Origin of the sequence: Olleya sp. ITB9 (assembly GCF_001315805.1) — a bacterium.
Taxonomy (GTDB): Bacteria; Bacteroidota; Bacteroidia; order Flavobacteriales; family Flavobacteriaceae; genus Olleya; species Olleya sediminilitoris.
The window spans coordinates 1-21,106 of the sequence record NZ_BCBW01000015.1; the positions used below are offsets into that span (position 1 = coordinate 1).

8 protein-coding genes and 1 pseudogene are annotated in these 21,106 nt (G+C 31.3%); 8 read left to right on the top strand and 1 reads right to left on the bottom strand.

Annotated features, from left to right (window positions below):
* The 4 genes and pseudogenes from ITB9_RS15550 to ITB9_RS03105 form a co-directional block, all read left to right on the top strand.
* A pseudogene (locus tag ITB9_RS15550) lies at nucleotides 1–958 on the top strand (hypothetical protein); the annotation flags it as partial.
* 74 nt (nucleotides 959–1,032) lie between these two features.
* A complete protein-coding gene (locus ITB9_RS03095) occupies nucleotides 1,033–14,868 on the top strand; it encodes a T9SS type B sorting domain-containing protein (RefSeq protein WP_082396021.1) in 13,836 nt (4,611 codons plus the stop codon).
* A 23-nt stretch (nucleotides 14,869–14,891) separates the two neighbouring features.
* Entirely contained in the window at nucleotides 14,892–15,890 is a 999-nt protein-coding gene (locus ITB9_RS03100) for a type IX secretion system membrane protein PorP/SprF (protein WP_028290557.1), read from the top strand.
* Between the two features lie 82 nt (nucleotides 15,891–15,972).
* Nucleotides 15,973–16,623 carry a thiamine phosphate synthase gene (locus ITB9_RS03105; RefSeq protein WP_054851101.1) on the top strand — a complete coding sequence of 217 codons (651 nt, stop codon included), beginning with the start codon at nucleotides 15,973–15,975 and terminating at the stop codon, nucleotides 16,621–16,623.
* Here ITB9_RS03105 and ITB9_RS03110 read toward each other — a convergent pair whose 3' ends face one another.
* Nucleotides 16,624–17,502: an AraC family transcriptional regulator gene (locus ITB9_RS03110; protein ID WP_054851102.1), complete on the bottom strand. Its 879-nt coding sequence runs from the start codon at nucleotides 17,500–17,502 to the stop codon at nucleotides 16,624–16,626.
* Between the two features lie 134 nt (nucleotides 17,503–17,636).
* Between ITB9_RS03110 and ITB9_RS03115 the strand changes: the two genes are divergently transcribed.
* The 4 genes from ITB9_RS03115 (at nucleotide 17,637) to ITB9_RS03130 (ending at nucleotide 21,103) form a co-directional block, all read left to right on the top strand.
* Complete coding sequence (locus ITB9_RS03115) at nucleotides 17,637–18,020, top strand: DUF983 domain-containing protein (protein WP_028290554.1); 384 nt, start codon at nucleotides 17,637–17,639, stop codon at nucleotides 18,018–18,020.
* Between the two features lie 48 nt (nucleotides 18,021–18,068).
* On the top strand, nucleotides 18,069–18,971 hold the full coding sequence (locus tag ITB9_RS03120; protein WP_054851103.1) for a DMT family transporter: 903 nt from the start codon (nucleotides 18,069–18,071) through the stop codon (nucleotides 18,969–18,971).
* A 193-nt stretch (nucleotides 18,972–19,164) separates the two neighbouring features.
* A complete protein-coding gene (locus ITB9_RS03125; protein WP_148638356.1) occupies nucleotides 19,165–19,797 on the top strand; it encodes a hypothetical protein in 633 nt (210 codons plus the stop codon).
* A gap of 784 nt (nucleotides 19,798–20,581) precedes the next feature.
* Complete coding sequence (locus ITB9_RS03130) at nucleotides 20,582–21,103, top strand: hypothetical protein (RefSeq protein ID WP_054851105.1); 522 nt, start codon at nucleotides 20,582–20,584, stop codon at nucleotides 21,101–21,103.
* Nucleotides 21,104–21,106: the final 3 nt, after the last annotated feature.

Consider the following 21,106-nt stretch of genomic DNA (forward strand, 5'->3'; position numbering starts at 1 on the left):
TTTGGCACAACAGAAAGCTAAAGAAGAAGCTGATGCTGAAGCTGCACGTTTAGCTGAACAGAAAGCTAAAGAAGAAGCAAAAATAGAGCCTATTACTGATGCGGGAAAAGAATTATTAGCTCTAACAAAACAAGCAGATAAATCTAAAGAGGCTCAAGACGATTTATTACAACGTTTTGAGGATATTATTCAAGTTAAAGATGATGATTTAAGAGATTTAAAAGAAGAAAATGATTTAGGGGAACAAGGAATTGCAGTTAAGCCTAAAGCTTTCAAAAGTATTACTGAAGAAAATAATAGATTAAATAGAATTAAATTACAGTTAGATGCTAATATAGCAGAAAGAAACGAAGAGATTACAAATCTTAAAAAGCTTTACGAAGAGCAATCTAATTCTGATGTTGAAATGTTAGATAATGTAAATTTATTCTTTACAAAAAAGATTAAAGAACTAGAATCTGAACAAGCATTAGCTATCAATGCTAAAAATAGACTAGAAACAAGGTTAGAACAAATCAAAATATCTACTGAATTTGAAAGAAGAAGGAGAATTAAACGTGCAACTTTCGAAAATGAAGGAGAGCGATATGAAGAAGATCGTGCAGCACTAAAGAAAATAAAAGAAACAACTACATTAAGTAATACACCATTAACAGAAGAAGATTTTGATTTTGGTGAAAAACAAAATGGTATAGAAATTCTTAAAAATATTAATAGAGAAGAAAAAGGATTTTATTTAGTATTAGCAGTACATACTGATGTTAAAAAACGTGATGAATTTTTAACTAAGGCTGTACAAGCAGGTCGTAATGATATTAATTTCTTTTATGATGTAAATACAAGTAAATATTATATCTATTACGATAAATATAATAGTATTCAAAATGCAAATAAGGCTTCTAATTCAATAAAAGATAAGCCATACAATAAAAACATGTCAATTGTAAAGATTGAATAATAATAAAGTAAATTAATCCCTTATCTATTATCAGAAAACATCCTTTGAAAATAGATTAAAAAAATAATAGTATCATGGAAAAACCTACTTATTCTAAGATTACCATTTTATTTCTACTGTTCCTATGTAGTTATTCAATGGTCGCTCAAAACTTTCAAGGATTTACACCTCGATTTGATGATGATTTAAAAGGAGATATTTTATTAATTGGGAATAATATTTTAGGCCCAAGTAATAATGCTTTCAATAATAACTCATCTTTCAATCACAATGTAGAAATGAACTATATTGATATTGATAATGACAATACCACATTTAGTTCTTCTAGTGCTGATTTAGAGATACCAAATCCTAACTGTTATGAAATTAAATATGCTGGTTTATATTGGGGAGCAGTAAATCCAGGTACTGAACCCATAAGAGATATCAAATTCAAAGGTCCAGTAGGTGATTATACAGATATCCAAGGAACAGTTATTTATGATGCTAATGGTAACTCAGTTGATGGTGGTAATAGTTTTTCCTACGCATGTTATGCTGATGTCACAAACATAGTTACAGCATTAGGTAATGATTTAGGTACATATACTGTAGCCAACGTATCATCTGGTACAGGAGAAACCTCTAACTTCACACCTTATAATGGAACTGGTCAATCAGCTGGATGGTCTTTATTTATAGTTTTTGAAGACCCAACTTTGCCAGGAAAATCTATCACAAGTTTTGATGGTTTTAGTGCTATAAGTGCCTCTCAAAACCCGACAGCAGATATCCCTATTAATGGATTTAGAACAATACCAGGTCCTGCACCTGTTAGAGCTAATTTTGCTTTTGCAGCTTTAGAAGGTGATAAACCAATTCCTGGAGATAGATTAAGATTAAATGGTACTGCACTATCTGCTGCGGATAGACCCGTAAACAACTTTTTTAATAGTTCTGTTACTCAATTAAATGCTACTCCAGTAAATAATCGTAATCCTAATAGTACTAATACCTTAGGATTTGACACAGGTATTTTATCAATACCTAATCCAGGTAATACTGTAATTGCAAATGATGCCACTTCTGCGACGGTTAGATTAGAAACTAGTGGAGATACTTATTTTCCTTATTTTTTCGCTTTTGCGGTAGAGATAATAGAACCTAACATTGTTTTAACAAAAATTGTAGAGGATGATGCGGGTAATAATATTGGAGGACTTGAAGTAGGTTTAGGTGATAGTTTAAATTATGTTATTGGTTTTCAAAATACAGGAAATGATAATGCTACTAATTTTCAAATAAGAGATATACTTCCTGTTAATATTTTGTTTGACTTTCCAACGGATTTAATTTTACCACCAGGAGTTACAGTAGCTAGTTACGATCCAATTACGCGTGAATTAATTTTAGATATTGAAGATTATTTAGTCGAAGAAAATGATCCTGTTTATGAGATTAGGATTGAGGCACGTGTAGTTGATGCTTGTAACCAACTAGCAGATGCTTGTTCTAATATAATTAACAATCAAGCTTATGCAACATACAATGGGTTTTTCAATCCAAATTTTGAAATTACAGACGATCCTAGTTTAAATGCTAATACAGGGTGTTTAATTACGCCTCAAGCTACTAACTTTTTAGCGAATTTAGATTGTGAATTTACACAAAATGAAATTCTTTGTGGAGCGACTTTAGAGTTAACAGCTGCTGATGGTTATGATTCTTATTCATGGTCAACTAATGAATCAGGTACACCTGTGATTGGTACAGGTCAAAATATTACTGTTGATCAAACAGGTACATATTATGTTTATAATACAGCTATTGCACCTTGTCAATCTATTCAACAGGAATTTGTTGTCGAATTATTTGGTGGTGCTATTGAAAATCCCGTAATACCTTATGCCGACGAAGTAGTCACTTGTCCTGATAACGGAAAATTATTACCAAATATATTTTTATGTGGTATTAATGATTCTACTTTAATTGAAACTAGTATAGCTGGTGCGGAATCTGTTATTTGGGAACAATTAGATGAAACTAGTTGTACTGCTGTTTCAAATAGCGATTGCGCAAATGAAGATAATAGTTGTGTGTGGAATGAAGTTGCAAATGGACCAAATTATTTAGCAAATACATCTGGCCAATTCAGAATAACAATTAACTATGACGGAGGATGTTTTGTTCAATTTTATTTTAATGTATACCAAAATGTTTTAAATCCTACAGTTGAATCAACAGACATAATTTGTACAACTGATGGAAGTATTACTGTAAATGACGTGCCTTCTGGTTATGAATATAGTTTAGATGATGTTAATTATCAATCAAGTAATATTTTTACTGTTACAGCAGCTGGAATTTATACTGTATATATAAGACAGGTCGGTGTAGATACTAATCCATGTGTATTTACAGTACCAGATGTTCAAATAAGAGTTCGTGATTTTACTGTATCATCTACAATTATTCAACCATTCTGTAATGGTGATCTAGGAACCATACAACTAGCAGCTAATGATGTAGAACCACAATATACATTTGAACTATTCCAAAACGGAATTCTAGTTAATAGTGTTGGCCCAATATTAGAAAACACTCATGCTTTTGAAAATTTAAATCCAGGAACTTATACCGCTACAGTCGAAACTGAAGATGGTTGTACTTACACTGAAGATGTAATTATTGTAGAACCACCTTTATTAACTGTAACTGCAGCAATTACAAGTCCCTTAACTTGTAATGATGGTGAAATAACAATTTATCCTGATGGTGGAACTGCTCCTTACTTCTATTTTATAAATAGTACAACCGATTTTCAAACGGTTCCTGAAGTAGTTGTTACTTCAGCTGGAACTTATGACATTACAGTTGTAGATTCTAATAACTGTATTGCTACTACTACTATTACAATTGACGATATTCCAGCTCCAGACTATACAATAAATAGCACAGATATTTTATGTTATAATGATGCAAATGGTCAAATTGATATTGCTATCACTAATGCTAATGGTTATACTTTAGAATATAGTATTGATAATGGAACTACATTTTCTGCTAACCCAACATTTAATAATTTAGATGCTGGTGATTACGAAGTTGTTATTAGTTATGAGTTAGATGGTTCAGAATGTTTTACAACCCCAGAAACTGTAACAATAAATCAGCCTGATGCTGCTTTAACAGCAACAGCTGGAATATCTGCTTTAGCAGGTTGTGGTCCTTCTGGAGAAGGTACTATTAGAATAACAAACCCTCAAGGAGGAACACCTTTTCCTGCACCAAATTTATATGAATATAGTTTTGATAATCAAGCTACTTGGGTTACAACAAATGAATCTTTTGTAACTCCAGGGACTTATACAGTCTATATACGTGATGCTAATGGATGTATCTATGCAATGGATGATACTATATTAGACCAGGAACCTCCTGCTCCAACAATTGAAATTGGAGATACCATTTACAATTGTGATGGAACAGGTAATGCTACAGTAACTGTAACAAACAATGGAGGTACTAACTTTACTTATGATTATTATCTAGATGGAGTTTTAAATCCTGATACTACAAACCCAGAAGTATTTACAGATGTACCAACTGGTTCTCATACTGTAAGTGTAGAGTATACTTTACAAGATGTCCCAACATTTAGTAATTTATTACTAGAAACGTTTGGTTATGGTCAAAACACTACATCTCCAGGAATAAATACTACTTATTACTGCTTTGAACATCAAATAGCGCCTGGAGCGTGTAATGGTACAACACATATTAATGACGGAGAATATTCTGTTACATCAGATATTATAAATCCGTTTGGTACATGGTTAGATCCAGTTGATCATACTCCAGCAACAACTCCTCCAACAGCAGATGGTAGATTTTTAGTTGTAAATATAGGAGCATCTATTCCTGTTACAGCTATACTATACCAAAAAGAAATAAATGATATTATCCCTAATCAACCTATACAAGTTGAATTTGCAGCTCTTAATTTACTTAGAGTTGGTACAAATGGATTTGACCCTAATTTAGTAGTCGAATTAATTGATGCTGGTGGTAATGTAATTGATTCTTATAGTACAGGAGATATTCCAAAAACTGATAATTGGATACAATATCCTACTACTCCTGCAACATTAGATCCAGGAGCAAATACTAGTTTAACTTTTGTTTTAAGATCTAATGTACAGCAAACAGGTGGGAATGATGTTGCAATAGATGATATCAGAGTATTTCAACTACCACAGTCATGTACTACTATTGTAGATTTCCCTTTTATTATTGATTCAGATAATGCTTTTACTGCAGATATCACTGGTACATCAATGGTAAGCTGCTCAGGTAATGCAGATGGTGAAGTAACTATAGCTGTACAAAATTTTGATACAACAAATGGATTTGAATACTCAATTGATAATGGAGTGACTTGGATTGCACAATCAACTTCTCCTTTTACAATTACAGGGTTAACAGATGATACTTATAATATTAGTGTTAGATATGATGATGAAGCCGATACCTGTCAATTAGATTTTACTGAAACTATTACTTCAGCTGATCCTTTGACAATTAATATAACTAATACAGAAGTTACATGTCTTGAAGGAGCAACAATTACAGCTTCAGCTACTGATGGTACTCCTGGTTATTCTTTTCAATTAATTGATACTGTAGCTCCTTTTACAGCTATAGATTTTAATAATGGAGTATTAACAGATGTTGCTCCTGGTACTTATACAGTTGAAGTAACTGATGCAGCTAACTGTACAAACTCTACAACGTTAGTTTTAGATGCACCTGTTGCTCCAACTGCAACTATTAGTACAACTTCAGACTATTGTTATGATGCTGCTAATGGTGCCACTTTAGAAGTTACTGCCTCTGGTGGTGTAGCACCTTATGAATATAATATAAATGGAGGTGAATTTCAAGATGAAAATACTTTTGAGAACCTTACTCCAGGTACTTACACTATAATTGTTAGAGATACTTATGGATGTGAAGTTACTTTGCCAGCAGAAACTATAGAACCTGAATTAGTTTTAAATACTATAATTACTAAAGATTTAGATTGTACAACATCACCAGATGCTGTAATTACTGGAACTATTACAGGAGGAACTGCTCCTTACACTTACGCTGTTTCAGAAAATGGTGGTGCATATACAGATTTAGGGACTACAGGTACTCCATTTACTTACTCTGCAACTACTGATGGAACATACCAATTTCAGGTAACAGATGCTCTTGGTTGTATTGCAGAATCAGAAGTAAATACCATTGATGCAATATCAACACCAACAGGAACTGCAGATGGAATAGATCCTCTATGTTTTGATGATGCCAATGGAGAAATTCAATTATTTGCAGATGGTGGTTCTGGAGGTTATACTTTTAGCTTTAATGGTGGAGCCTTTACTTCAACTTCATTTTATGATGATTTAGATGCAAATACAACAACTGCTACTACTACAGAATATACCTATCAAATACAAGATAGTAATAACTGTCTGTCTCCAATTTATACTATTACATTAGATAACCCTACAGAAGTTGAAGCTACTGCTACACTTTCTAATAATACGAATTGTAGTACAACTACAGATATTACGGTTAGTGCTACAGGTGGTGCAGGAAATTACGTATATAGTTTTAATGGAAGTACGTCTTATACAGCTAATAATGTTTTAACTGTAACTAATACAACTACTATACAAACTATTACTTACTCTGTGAGAGATGCAAATGGATGTATTGATACAGAAACTATAGACATTCCGCCATACAATCCTTTAACAGGTATGACATTTGCGGATTCTAATGTAATTACTTGTAATGATACTACTACAGATGTAACAGTTACTCCGATTGATGGTGTAGCTCCATTTAGCTATGAAATTACAGCTCCAGCTTCAGAAACATCAAACGTTTCAGGAGCTACCTCTGGAACATTTACAAACTTATTACCTGGTAATTACACTTTCCAGATTACAGATGTAAATGGATGTACTGTTAGTGCTTCTCATACAATTGATCCAGCAATTAACATAGCTATTGCTCAAACTAATACAGATCAAATATGTTTTGGTTCAGATGATGGTTCTGCTGTATTTACAATGACTGATGTTAGTAGTTTAGGTAACTATACCTATACTCTAACTCCTTCAGCTGGAACAATCACTCAGACTGATAATGAAGTTTCGATTACAAACCTACCAACAGGTTCATATACTTTTGATGTTATAGATACAGCAACAGGTTGTTCTAACTCTGCATCGATTACAATAGAACCTACAACGCAAATTACTTTTACAGCATCTGCTACTAATGTAAATTGTAATACAACAGAATCCACTATTAGTTATACTAGTTTAACTGGTGGTTCTGGTGGCTATACTTATGCATATGTAAGTTCTGGAGGTAGCGCACCTTTAACTGGTGACTATGGAACAAATACAATAGTTGATACAGCTATATTAGGTTTAGTTATTGATGTCTATGTAATGGACAGTAATAATTGTGCTGTTATGGAAACTGTTACTATTATTAGTGATCCTTTACCTACTGTTACTGCTACAGTTGATAATCAATGTACAGGAACAGGAAATAACTTTAATATTACTGCAACTGCAACAGGTGTTGCTACGTTAATGTATAGTATTGATGGTACAAACTTTCAATCTGGTAACACATTTACTGTAACAGCTGGTACTTATACAATAACGGTTAGAGATGGAAATGGTTGTACTGTTACAGATACCGTAACTGTAAACCCTCAATTATCTCTTTCTGCAGTATTAGATAAAGACATAACATGTGCATTACCAGATCAAGCTCAAGTTACATTAACTGCTGCTGGTGGTGATGCAACAACTTATACTTATGCTTATTCAACTGATGGAGGTACAACTTTTACAACTATAGCTAGTAATGTGTTTAATACTAACACTCCAGGAAGTTATATTTTTATGGTAACTGATGCTAATACTTGTACTGTTGAAACAACAACAGCTATAGAAATTACTCCAGCAACTACTCCAGATATTACAGTAACTCAAACAGGATTTATTAATTGTAATGCAGAAGAAACTGCTTCAATTTCAATAACACCAGATACTACTGTAGGTCAAGCACCTTACGATTATGAAGTATATAATACAACGACAAGTACTTCTTATGGTTCTCAAACTTCAGGTCTACCTGCAGGAGACTATACTGTAACAGTAACAGATGCAAATGGATGTACAGAAGTTGAACCTATTACAATTAACCAACCAGATGCTATTATAGTAAATCACTCTACAGTACCAATTACTTGTGATACAACAAACGGAACTTCACAAGGATCAGTTATTGTAGATAGTGTAACAGGTGGTACAGGTCCTTATAACTACTTTGTAACAGGAACTAATGGTTATGATGAATCAGAATTAAATAATATTGGAGATACTTCTACAACTTTTGATGTTGTTGATTTTGGATTATACCAAATAAACATAGTTGATAGCAATGGATGTTCTGTATTAATACAAGATGTATTAGTAGCATCTCCTCCAGATGATTTAGATATAGTTATAGATACAACAGTTGATTGTACAACAGGAGGTGAAGCTGTAGTTACAGTAAGTACTGCTTTAGCAGGAAATGGACCATTCTATTTTGATATTTATGATGGAACTATTCCACCACCACCACCAGGAGGAACTTGGCAATTAGAGACATCTCCAGGATCAGTAACATTTACAGGTTTAACATCTGGAGTTACTTATACTTTTATTGTATATGATTCTTTAACTGGTTGTACATATTTTGAAACTGCTTCTACACCTATTCCAACTAATTCGACGTTATCAATTAGTAATCAAACTTCAAATAACATAACTTGTACAGGAAGTGCAGATGGTAACGTATCGTTTACAGTAAATAATCCTGAAACTTCGGCTATTGATGTTGATTATGAAATTTTTAATTCATTATCTTTAACTTCAACCGGTATAACTGGAACGGGAACTGTACCAGCAAATGGAACTTTACCAGTTAACAATTTAGGTCCATTACCTTATGGTAACTATTATGTTTTAATTACTGAAACTTCTGGTACAAATGCAGGTTGTGGAGTGATAACTTCAACTTTTAATATAACAGAATCAGCGATTAGTTTTGGTCTTACAGCTTCTGTAACCTCTAACGAAAATTGTAATGATCTAGGAGTAATAACAGGTATTGCAACAGATGGAACTGCACCTTATCAATATCAAATTTTATTAGAAACTGATACTGCTCCAGATGCAACTAGCACAGCTTGGGGTTCTGCAAATACATTTAATGTACCAGCTGATGTTTATACTGTATATGCTATAGATGCTTATGGATGTATTAGAGATGTAGATTTAACTTTAACTAGAGATACAGAGCCTATTATTGATCCTCAAACAGCACCTTGTTTTGATGGTAATCCAATAAACATCACAATTACAGGTAGTGTATCTGTTGGTAGTCCATTATATAGTATGAATGGAACAACATTTGTTTCTAGTCCTGATTTCTCAGTATCCTCTCCAGGAACATATACTTTGTATATTCAAGATGGAAATGGATGTGTGGCTTCAACACCATATATTGTTAATGATCAGTTATTATTAAGTGCAGCATTAACGAGTCCTTTAGACTGTACTGCAACACCAAATGCAGAAATTACTTTAACTGCTACAGGTGGAGATAATACGACTTATACTTATGAAGTATCAACAGACGGGATAACATTTAGTCCAATGGCTACCAATGTGTATTCTGCTGCTGCTGCAGGAACCTATACTTTTATGGTTACGGATGCTGCAGGTTGTGAGTCTACTACAACTTATACATTAGATCCTATCCAACCAACGACATTTACAACTGTAGAGACAGATGTAAGCTGTAATGGAGGAAATGACGGTACTATTACAGTAACAACAACATCTGCTACAGGTCCTTTCATGTATCAATTAAATTCAGGAACACCTCAAAGTTCAAATGTATTTACTGGTTTAACTCAAGGAACTTATACTGTAACGGTAATAGATGCTAGTTCTTGTACTTATGCAAGTGCTCCTATTACTATTGATGAGCCAATTATTTTATCTGCTACAGATTCTTTATCTGCAATAACTAATTGTGATATTGAAACTATTATTACTGTATTAGGTCAAGATGGTACACCAACAACTTCTGGTGAATATTTCTATGAGTTTAACGGAAATGGTTTTTCAACAACAAATACCTATACCGTAAATGATAACGGGACAGTTCAAACTATAACTTATATTGTTAGAGATGCTAATGGTTGTGAAGTAACTGGATCTGTAATGGTAGATCCTTTAGATCCACCAACAGACTTAGACTTCACCTCTACTCCAATTACATGTTTAGTAAGCACAAGTGACGTTACAGTTACAGCAACTGGAGGAACTACTGCTTTAAGTTTTGAAATACTTTCACCTGCAAGTGCTACAGGTAACACATCAGGTGCATCAAATGGAATATTTACTGGATTAACAACAGGTGATTATACTTTCCAAGTTACAGATGCAAATGGCTGTACTTATGAAGAACTTTACACTATTGAAGATGTAGAAAATATAGAAGTAAATGGTCAATTAGTTAGTGACGTAACTTGTAATCCTGGAACAGATGGAGAAGTGACGTTTACAATTTCTAATTTTGAAAGTACTTACAGCTATTCTATAAACGGAGCTCCAGTTGTGACAGGGCAAACTAACCCAACAGTTACAGTTTCTGGATTAACATCTGCAAGTACACAAACAATAATGATTACTGACGAAGCTACAGGCTGTACAGCTACTGCTTCAATTGACGTTGATCAATCTGCTCCTTTAGATTTAATTGCTGATGCATTTGTAAATGCAAATTGTAATGATGGTGCTCAAGTTAGCGTTACTGCTTCAGGTGGAAACGGAAATTACAGCTACTCATTTGTAGTTAGTGGTTCGCCAGCAGGAACATATTCAAGTTCAAATTCAGCTGTATTAGATCCAGCAGTCTCTACGACTTGGGATGTATACGTACAAGATACTAATGGTTGTGTAATTACAACGCCTTTAACAATAACAATTGATACTGATCCAATTCCATCTGGTATTACAGTCACTGGTTCTCAATGTCCAAGTCCTTCAAACGACTACACATTTACAGTAAATGTTGCTTCAGGAATTGCTCCTTTTGAATATAGTATTGGTAATGGATTCCAAACTAGTTCTACATTTACAGTTAACACTTCTGGAACTTATACTATAACAGTTAGAGATGCTAATGGTTGTACAGATACAGTAACTTACTTAATTGAAGATCCTGTAGCTGTTTCACTTGCAGGAATATCTCCAAGTTGTAGTGATGACGATGGTCAAATAACAGCAACAGGTTTTGGTGGAACTGGTAACTATGCATATTCAATTAGTCCAAATCCTGCATCAATAACTTTAACAGGTAATGTATTTACAGGAGTGCCTTCTGGTACATATGTCGTAACAATTACGGATACAACTACTTCATGTACAAATGATGATACTATAACTTTAGATACTGCAACACCAGTAACATTTACTACTAGTGTAAATGATGTTACTTGTAATGGTGAAAGTAATGGAGTTATTACTGTAGATTTACCTGCAAGTAATGATAACCCAATTTATACATATCAAATAACTGCACCAATAACAGTTGGTCCACAAAACTCAAACATATTTACAGGATTAGCTACTGGTACTTATACTGTACAAGTTAATTCTGGAAGAGGATGTTTTGCTACTGAAGATGTAGTAATTGCAGAACCTAACATAATAGTTGTATCTGCTCCAACAGTTGTTCAATATGAATGTACTACAGGAACAAACACTATTAATTATGCCTCTATTACAGTAGATACTGTAACAGGCGGATCTGGTACTTATACAATTTATGAATTTGTTGAAGGTGGTACTGTTGTTCAATCAGGAACTAGTAATGTTTATACTGAATCTGATAGTTCTGGTGGAACATATACAATTAATGTTTATGATGACCAAGGATGTTTAGGTACAACAGCTAGTACAGTAACTATTGACCCTTACATTGATTTAGATGCTATAACAGTTGTAGTTGATAATGCTATTACTTGTACTAATCTTGAAGATATTACAGTAACTGTATCAGCTACTAATGGTACACCTACTAATTTAGAATTTACTTTAGAAGATGTCACTGGATCTGTAACAGGTGGTGTTTATAGTCAAACAAATACTACAGGAGTATTTACAGGATTAGATGTCACTAACTATATAATTACAGTTACTAATTTAGATACTGGTTGTAGTTTACAAGATACACATTATGTTAATGATCCAAATACATTTGAATTATTAATTGATACTGTTGTAGATGTAACTTGTTTTGATGACAATGATGGAAGTGTAAATATTACTTTTATAGATCAAGTTATTAATGCAAACAACCCAGATCAAGCAGGACCATTTGACTATACTATTTTAGATAGTGCTGGTACAACTGTTAGTTCTGGAACAACTACAGATGCTGGTCCAGTAACAGTTTCAGGATTAGTAGGTGGTACATATACAGTAAATGCTACTTTAACGTCTACTCCATTCTGTACTGTTAGTCAAAGTTTTACAATTACAAGACCAATAGAAACTTTAGCTTTAAGTACAACACAAACATCAGTAACATGCCTTGATGGTATGGGAAGTATCTCAGCTGTTGGAACAGGTGGATGGGGTAATTTAGAATATGAATTATCTGGTGATGCTACTGTACCGTATTCTTCTAATGGAACGTTTACAGATTTATCTGCTGGTACTTATACAGTTAGTGTAAGAGACTTCCAAGGATGTATCGTTTCAGAAGTTGTTGTTTTAAGTTTACCAACTCCTATTGATGCAACTGTTACTGCAAGTGCTTCAACATTGTTATGTTTCGGAGATCAAGATGCTAGTATTACTGTAAGTAATGTAACTGGTGGCCAAGGTGAAAACTATACTTATATTTTAAATAGTTCTTCTCCTACAGCAAGTAACTCTGGACCTCAAACTTCAAATGTATTTACAAACTTAGCTGCTGGTACATATACAGTATCTGTAGCAGATGGTTTAAATTGTACATTTACTTCTGCAGATATTGTTATTGGACAACCAGAACAAATAGCTGTTAGTCTAGTTAATTCTAGTACAAATGTTTGTCCTGTAGCTTATGAGCTTACTTTATCAGCAACTGGAGGAACAGGTGTTTATAGCTATAGTGATGATAGTAACTTTACAAATATTTTGGGTACGTTTACAACTTCTACTACAATTCCAGTATCAACTGGTACACACCAATACTATGTATCAGATGCTAATAACTGTACAGCAATGGTTTCAAATGAAATAACTATAGAACCATTGCAAGATTTAGTAATTAACTTACAAAGTGATAATCCAACAATCAATTGTGCTGGAGATAATAGCGGAAGCATTGTAGCTACAGCTCAAGGTGGATTAGGAAACTATACTTATAATTTATTAGACGGATCAGGAACTGTTATAGAAACTACAACAGATAGTCCTGCAAGTTTCACAGATCTATTTGCTGGAACTTACCAAGTTGAAGTAGTTAGTGATAACTGTTTAACTGAAGTTGAAACTATAACTATTACAGAACCTACATCTGCATTACAAGTTACATTTGTAGCTACAGATATTACTTGTAGCGGTGAAGATAATGGTACATTAGAAATCAATGCTACAGGCGGAACTGGTGTAATAAAATATGCACTATCACCACAATTGAACCAATTCTTTGATACTAATATCTTTGAAAACTTAGAAGCTGGTGATTATGTATTTATTGCTCAAGATGAATTAGGTTGCTACTATACTGATACGTTTACGATTGTTGATCCTCAAGCTGTATTAATTCAGATAGTTCCAGACTCATTAATGGGCGAAACTTGTGAAGGTGAAGCTGATGGAGCATTTAGTATTGAAATATCTGGAGGTAGCTTACCTTACAGTGTAGTCCTTGATGACCCTAATGCAACATATACAACAGGTGGTCCAACACAAACTATTTTTGACTTCACAAATTTAGGTGGTGGTGATCATATTGTATACATTATAGATGCTGCAGGTTGTGAATCTGAATGGAATATCACATTCCCAGATTCTGTCACTATTGATCCAACAGTTCAAGTTGATTACTTATGTGATAATAATATATTGACTAACATCGTTACTGTATTGTTTGATGAAAGTATTACGGATATGAGTCTTTTAGAATTCTCATTAGATGGTGGAACTCCTCAATCAAGTAACATTTTTAATAATGTACCTGTTGGAACAAACCATTCTGTAGAGGTGACTCATACAAATGGATGTGTACAATACACCGAGTTTTTTACTATTGAAGATTACCAACCTCTTGCTTTAATATTATCTGAAGGAAGTGGTCCTGGAGAAATTATTGCTGAAACAACTGGTGGTACAGGTGATTATACTTACACATTAAATAATACTAATCACGGAAGTACAAATCAATTTTTTGTAACTCAAACTGGTACTTACATAGTAGTTGTAACTGACAGTGCTGGATGTCAAGCTGAAGCATCAATAGATATAGATGTTGTTGGACCTTGTATTTCTAATTACTTTACACCTAATAATGATGGTGTTGCAGATACTTGGGCTCCTGGTTGTGTAGAAGATTTCCCAGATTTAACTTTTGATATTTTTGACAGATATGGTCGAAAAGTAGCGACTTACAGAGTTGGAGAATATTGGGATGGTAAATATGATGGAACAGAATTACCAACTGGAGATTACTGGTATGTTGTAAAAACAAACAGTACATTATTAGATAAAGAGTATGTTGGACATTTCACATTATACAGATAAAAAGAATTTAAAAAAATAGACAAATGAAAAAATTAGCACTATACATCGTTGTTCTTTTTACTTCTTTCTCCTTTGCGCAAGAATTAAATTTACCTGTATTTACTCAGTATTTAGCAGATAATGATTTTGTTATTTCTCCTACTTATGCTGGTATTGGTGATAATGTAAGAATTAGAGCCAATGGATTAACACAATGGGTTGGTATAAAAAATGCACCAGACAATCAAGCATTATATGCAGATTTTAGAATAGGAAATCAAACAGGAGTTGGTTTATCATTATACAATGATAAAAATGGTAATACTAGACAAAAAGGAGCTAAATTTTCTTTTGCTTATCATATTACTTTGAGTGATTATTCTCAACAATATCTATCCTTTGGTTTATCGTATAACCTAAATAGTTTTAGAGTTGATATAGAAAATTTTGAAGGTAATGATGAAATGCCAATTGTTGATCCAAGTATAACAGATGACAGGTCTATTAATAATAGTAATTTTGATGTTGGTATTTTATACCGTTATAAGCTATTTTATGCTAGTTTAAATGCTAATAATATTTTAGACAAAGATATCGATAATTTTACAGGAATTGAACCTAGTAAATTATTAAACTTTCAAGCTTATACTGGTTATATTTTTCAAACTTCAAAAAACACCGAATTAGAACCTTCTATCTTTTACCAAAGATATAATAACGATGGTCGTTCTAGTACAGATGTCAATTTGAAATATAGAAAATTTAATCGTTCTGGTGATTACTATTGGGCAGGAGCTTCATATCGTTTTTTAAATGATCAACCATTTAAACCTCTTAATCTTGGACCTATGGCTGGAATCATGAAAAATGGATTTTACTTTGCCTATTCTTACCAAATTACTATGAATGACTTATCTAGTTTTAATTCTGGTACACATGCAATTACTATTGGTATAGACTTTTTACAAGGATTAACAGGTTGTAGATGTACACAAGGAACTAGCTGGAGAAGATATAGAGAAGCTGGATTAAATAAAAAATAATATAATAAAAACCTAAGTTGTATGTAATGTCATTTAGATTATAATAATTGTACTTTTGCAAACCTAATAAAGCTTTATTACAATGGTAATACCTAAATTACATTACATCACTGAAGGTGAATCTTCTAAAATAATATTAGAAAATATTCAAAAAGCTTGTACATCTGGAGCTGAATTAGTACAATTAAAAATTGAAAATGCTTCAGAAAAAAAAGTATTAAAAATAGCGAAAGAAGCTATAAAAATTACTTCTCATTTTCAGACTAGATTAATCATTAATCAGTTTTATAAAGTTGCAAAAACCATCAAAGCTGATGGGGTGCACTTTAAAAATAAAAAAGACTTCACTCCTACTGTTAGACAACATTTATATACTTGGCAAATAATAGGTGTTACTGTAAATAACTTACAAGATTGTAAAACTGTTTTACAAAAGCAAACAGACTATATTACCTTAAGCCCTTTTAAACAAAATGAAAATAATAGTTTAACTTTAGAGAGTTTAGGCCTTGATGGTTTTAAATCTATTATCAAAGAATTAAATACAGAAACTCCAATTTTAGGTTTTGGTGAAATAACTACTGATGATGTCAAGCCAATTTTAAAAACAGGTATATCTGGTTTAGCTATTTCATCTGCAATAACACAAAATTTTGATTCAATTAAAACTTTTAACACCTTATTGGAGGCCTCTTCTACTCAGGAGAAAAGACACAGTTTTCAGTCAGAATAATTACAATCTATGTTTAGTCTTAAACTCTATAGCTGTCATGCCAATTTTAGACTTGAATAATTTTGAAAAATGAGCGTAATCATAAAATCCTAAAGTTTCAGCAGTATGTGATAATGGATTTTTAGAATGTACAATTAATCGTTTTGCTTCTAATAAAACTCGATTTGTAATAAACTCTGAAGTTGTTTTATCTATTGTAGATTTTACAACTCTATTTAAGTGCTTAGGAGTAATATTTAAAAGATTTGCATAAAACTGAACAGTTTTTTCTGTTTTAAAATGTAGCTCTATTTTTTGTTCTAAAATTCTCAAAATATTTAAATAAGACGATGACACATTTATCGTTTTAGAGTCTTTTTCAGAATATAACCTCGATAAATCAATGTAAACCAAATTTATTAGAGTTGCTATTTTTTCAGTTTTAAAAAACATTTGACCATTAAATTCATCATTAATACTTTGAAAGATAGCACCTATTTTATTTAATTGAAAATCATTAAGTTGAAGTTTAGGAGTGTTTTCTAAAGAAAAATAAAATGGGAATTCATTTAGATTAGTATTTATAATATTAAGTTGAAAAAATTCCTGAGTATGAAAAAAGATAAATCCATTAACTAAACTTGTAAAATGCCAACGATGCATTTGTCCTGGACGTAAAAAAAAGACGCTCCCTTTAGAAATAGTATAACTATCAAAATCTATTTCATGTGTACCATTTCCTTCTGTAAAACAAACACATAAATAAAAATTGTGACTATGAGGTTTATGTACAATTTTAGAATTTTGTTTTAAATGCACGTTTAAATCATTACTATAAAAATCAGTTAATTCTTCTTGATTCTTAAATTGATTTATATTTAAAACTGGTAATTTTTTCATATTATAATGTCCTAAATATACAAAAAGTAGCAACATTGATACTATTTAATTATGAAGTGTTTAAACTACTTTTACAAAGTAATATAAGTTAATATTAAAGTAACAAAGCTAGTTTATTCAATTTTAGGTTAATAATGAGATTTTTAAAAGGAACAAAACTAAACAGTATACTATTAGGTAGTTGTCCTGTTTGTCAAAATGAAAGTATGTACACTGTAAATAATCCATACAAAGTTACAAGTACATTAACAATGGAAGAACGTTGCAGTCACTGTAGCACCAAATACAAGATTGAACCCTCATTCTTTTTTGGAGCTATGTATGTTAGTTATCCTGTTGGTTTAATATTTGGTTCATTTTCTTTATTTATTTCTTATATGGTTTTAGAGTTTTCATTATTAACATCTTACATTATACTTGTTTTATTTATGCTACTGTGTTTACCAATTATTTTAAGGTTATCTAGAAATATTTGGATCAATATTTTTATGCACTATGATAAAACCAAATCTGATTAATTTTATAAAAAATAATCGCAAAACACTACAATAAAGTATATTCGCGTCATGTGGATGTATTTAGGCTTATTAGCAGCACTTTTTTTAGGATTACACAACTTGTGTAAAAAACATGCAGTACAAGGAAACGAAGTGTTTCCAGTACTTTTAGGAACTGTTTCTAGCGGATTTTTATTTATAGCTGGTTTTTATTTGTTTTCAAAATTTAATGCAGAATATGCTTTAGAAAAAGGTTACGATTTTCAAGATATTACAGCAACTACACATGGTTTTATTTTTATAAAATCTATGATAATGGCTAGTTCTTGGGTGTTAGCTTATCAAGCTTTAAAACATTTACCCATAACAATTGTCACACCAATACGGTCTGCTGGACCATTTTTTACTTTTATTGGTGCAATAATAATTTACAAAGAAAGTCCAAATGCTTACCAATGGATTGGATTTTTTCTCATTATCTTTTCGGTAATATTATATTCTAGAATTGGTAAAAAAGAAGGCATAAATTTTAAACGAAATAAATGGATTTTTGCCATTATTGGAGCCACTTTTTTAGGTGCTTCTAGTGGATTATATGATAAATTTTTAATTCAGAATTTAAGTTTAAATCCACAAACTTTACAGTTTTGGTTTTGTTTATACACCATTTTAATTTTATTGGTAATTCTAACCATAACGTGGTTTCCTTATGCCGAAAAACGTAAAGCATTTACCTTTAGATGGTCTATTATAGCAGTTGGTATTTTATTACAATCTGCAGATTATTTTTACTTTAAGGCGCTACAGGATCCTGACGCTTTAATTATGTTACTTTCTGCAATAAAACGAAGTCAAATTATTATAGCTGTTGTTATTGGTGGACTTGTTTTTAAAGAGAAAAATAAGAGACAAAAATTAATACCTTTAATCGGAATATTGATTGGTGTTGGGTTAATTTTATACGCTAATTAAAAAAGTGGATAGCAATTATTAGTCTAAGTATAGAAACTATTGGTTATATTTAGACTATAACAACTACTCTAACCTAGAAGCATAAATGTTTAATTTAAAATCAATTTATTTAAATTTTATTAAACAAGAAGGCTATTTGTATGATTTATTATTTTATTTAAGTTTTGCGCTAACCATTTTAATCAGTGTTGTAATGGAAAAAAACACACTAATCTATTTTACACCTGTGGTTATTTTTACATTATTACTTAAATACATTAATATTACAAAAGGTAAGCCTAACTATTTATATATAATAGGATTAATAGCTATCATTATTTCTGACATTTTAACTTTTAAAGATTTTGATAAATTATTTTCTTGGATAACTATTTTAACATCTATTTATCTAATTTGTAGTAGTCTTATATTAAAACAATATTTAAATAAATCTAAACTAGAAAATATCCTGTTTTTATCTGTGTTAATTGGTTTATTATTGGCCAGTTATATAATATATTCTGTATTAGATTTACTTATTAAACACCTATCAAACACAAATTTAGTGTATACTATCATGATTACTTTTATATTAATTACTTATGTTATATCATGTGCTATTATTTATATAAATGACTATTATGATAATGCCACGTTAATACTAACATCTGGTATATTTTGCATGTTTCATATTGCTTTAACACCAATTAACGAGTTTATATATTTTACACAAACATTTACTGTTTTGATTACTATAACACACGTAATATCAATATATTTATGTATGAAGTTTATAGCTGAAACAGAAATTATAAAAAAAGAAAATTTAAAAAAGAAATACTTTTAATTTTCCTTTGTTAGAAATATACTTTTAAGTCTTCACCTTTTTAAGACATCTTAAAGTTTGATAAATAATTATTTAAGCATTCTACAATATTTTTTCAAAATAAGATAGTTATGCATCTATTGCTAAAGCTTCAAGTTTACTATCGTAAATGACAATAAACGCTTACAGCTTTTTACTATCACTAGATTTGCTTCTTTAGATTGTGACAGTTTGAATTTAAAAATTAGTGAATTTGAATTAATAACTAAACTATCTTTAGGGAAGACTTCACTTTGATTTATTTTTAATAATTAAATTACAAAATACCGACATATAAAAAGGAGAGAGAAATAGAACTTGAACAAATTTAAGTATCGAAGTTAAATAACTTTTTAAGAAACTTAATGTCGCTAAAAATGAATTTCCCGAAGTAAATATTAATCATTGTAATAAGGATATTTATCAAGCTAAAGACTCCAAACACAAAAATACTCAAAAGAAAAAAAATAGACATTAGTATGACAGAATAAATTCATTGTTACTAAGAAATGTCTGAACATACAAATATCATCTTAAAAGGCAAATTTTATCGGTTCCAAACTTTTAATAACGTAGAACGTATTAAGTAATCTTAACAAAACGCAATTGATTATACAAAAAAATAATATTAAGCTTATCTTTAGATAAATTTAAAACACTAAGTTAGCGTATATAAATTATCAGCATAATTCAATTTTAACCTATTCCAAATTTTAGGACAAAACATTTAATAGCAATCAAATGAATAAAAAAACGTCTATAAAAAATGAAAAATAAAGCTTATTTAATTGTTCTATTATTAATCGGGAGTATATTCAACTCTTGTGATTCAGATGATTTAGAATACCAAGACAAATTTGAAATCAGTCAAAAAACTTGGTTAAATTTCAAAGAAAGTTCTAACAACTCATACAAATACATTGTAACACTTGGTTCGTGGGTAGGATTCGTTTGGGAAACTACTATAATCGTTGAAAATGGAATTGTAACTCAAAGAGATTTTGAATACACGGTTACAGATGGCATATCAACTGACATTCAGCCAGACGAAATCCAATGGACAGAAACAGGTTCTGAAATAGGTTCTCACGAAAACGGAGCTGAACCAATTACATTAGATGAAGTTTATGATAAAGCTCAAAATGATTGGCTAATTGAAAGAAGTAATACGACAACTTACTTTGAAACTGAAAATAATGGAATGATTTCGACTTGTGGTTATGAAAATAATCAATGTGAGGACGATTGTTTTATTGGCATAAGAATTAAAGTTATAGAAACTTTATAAGAT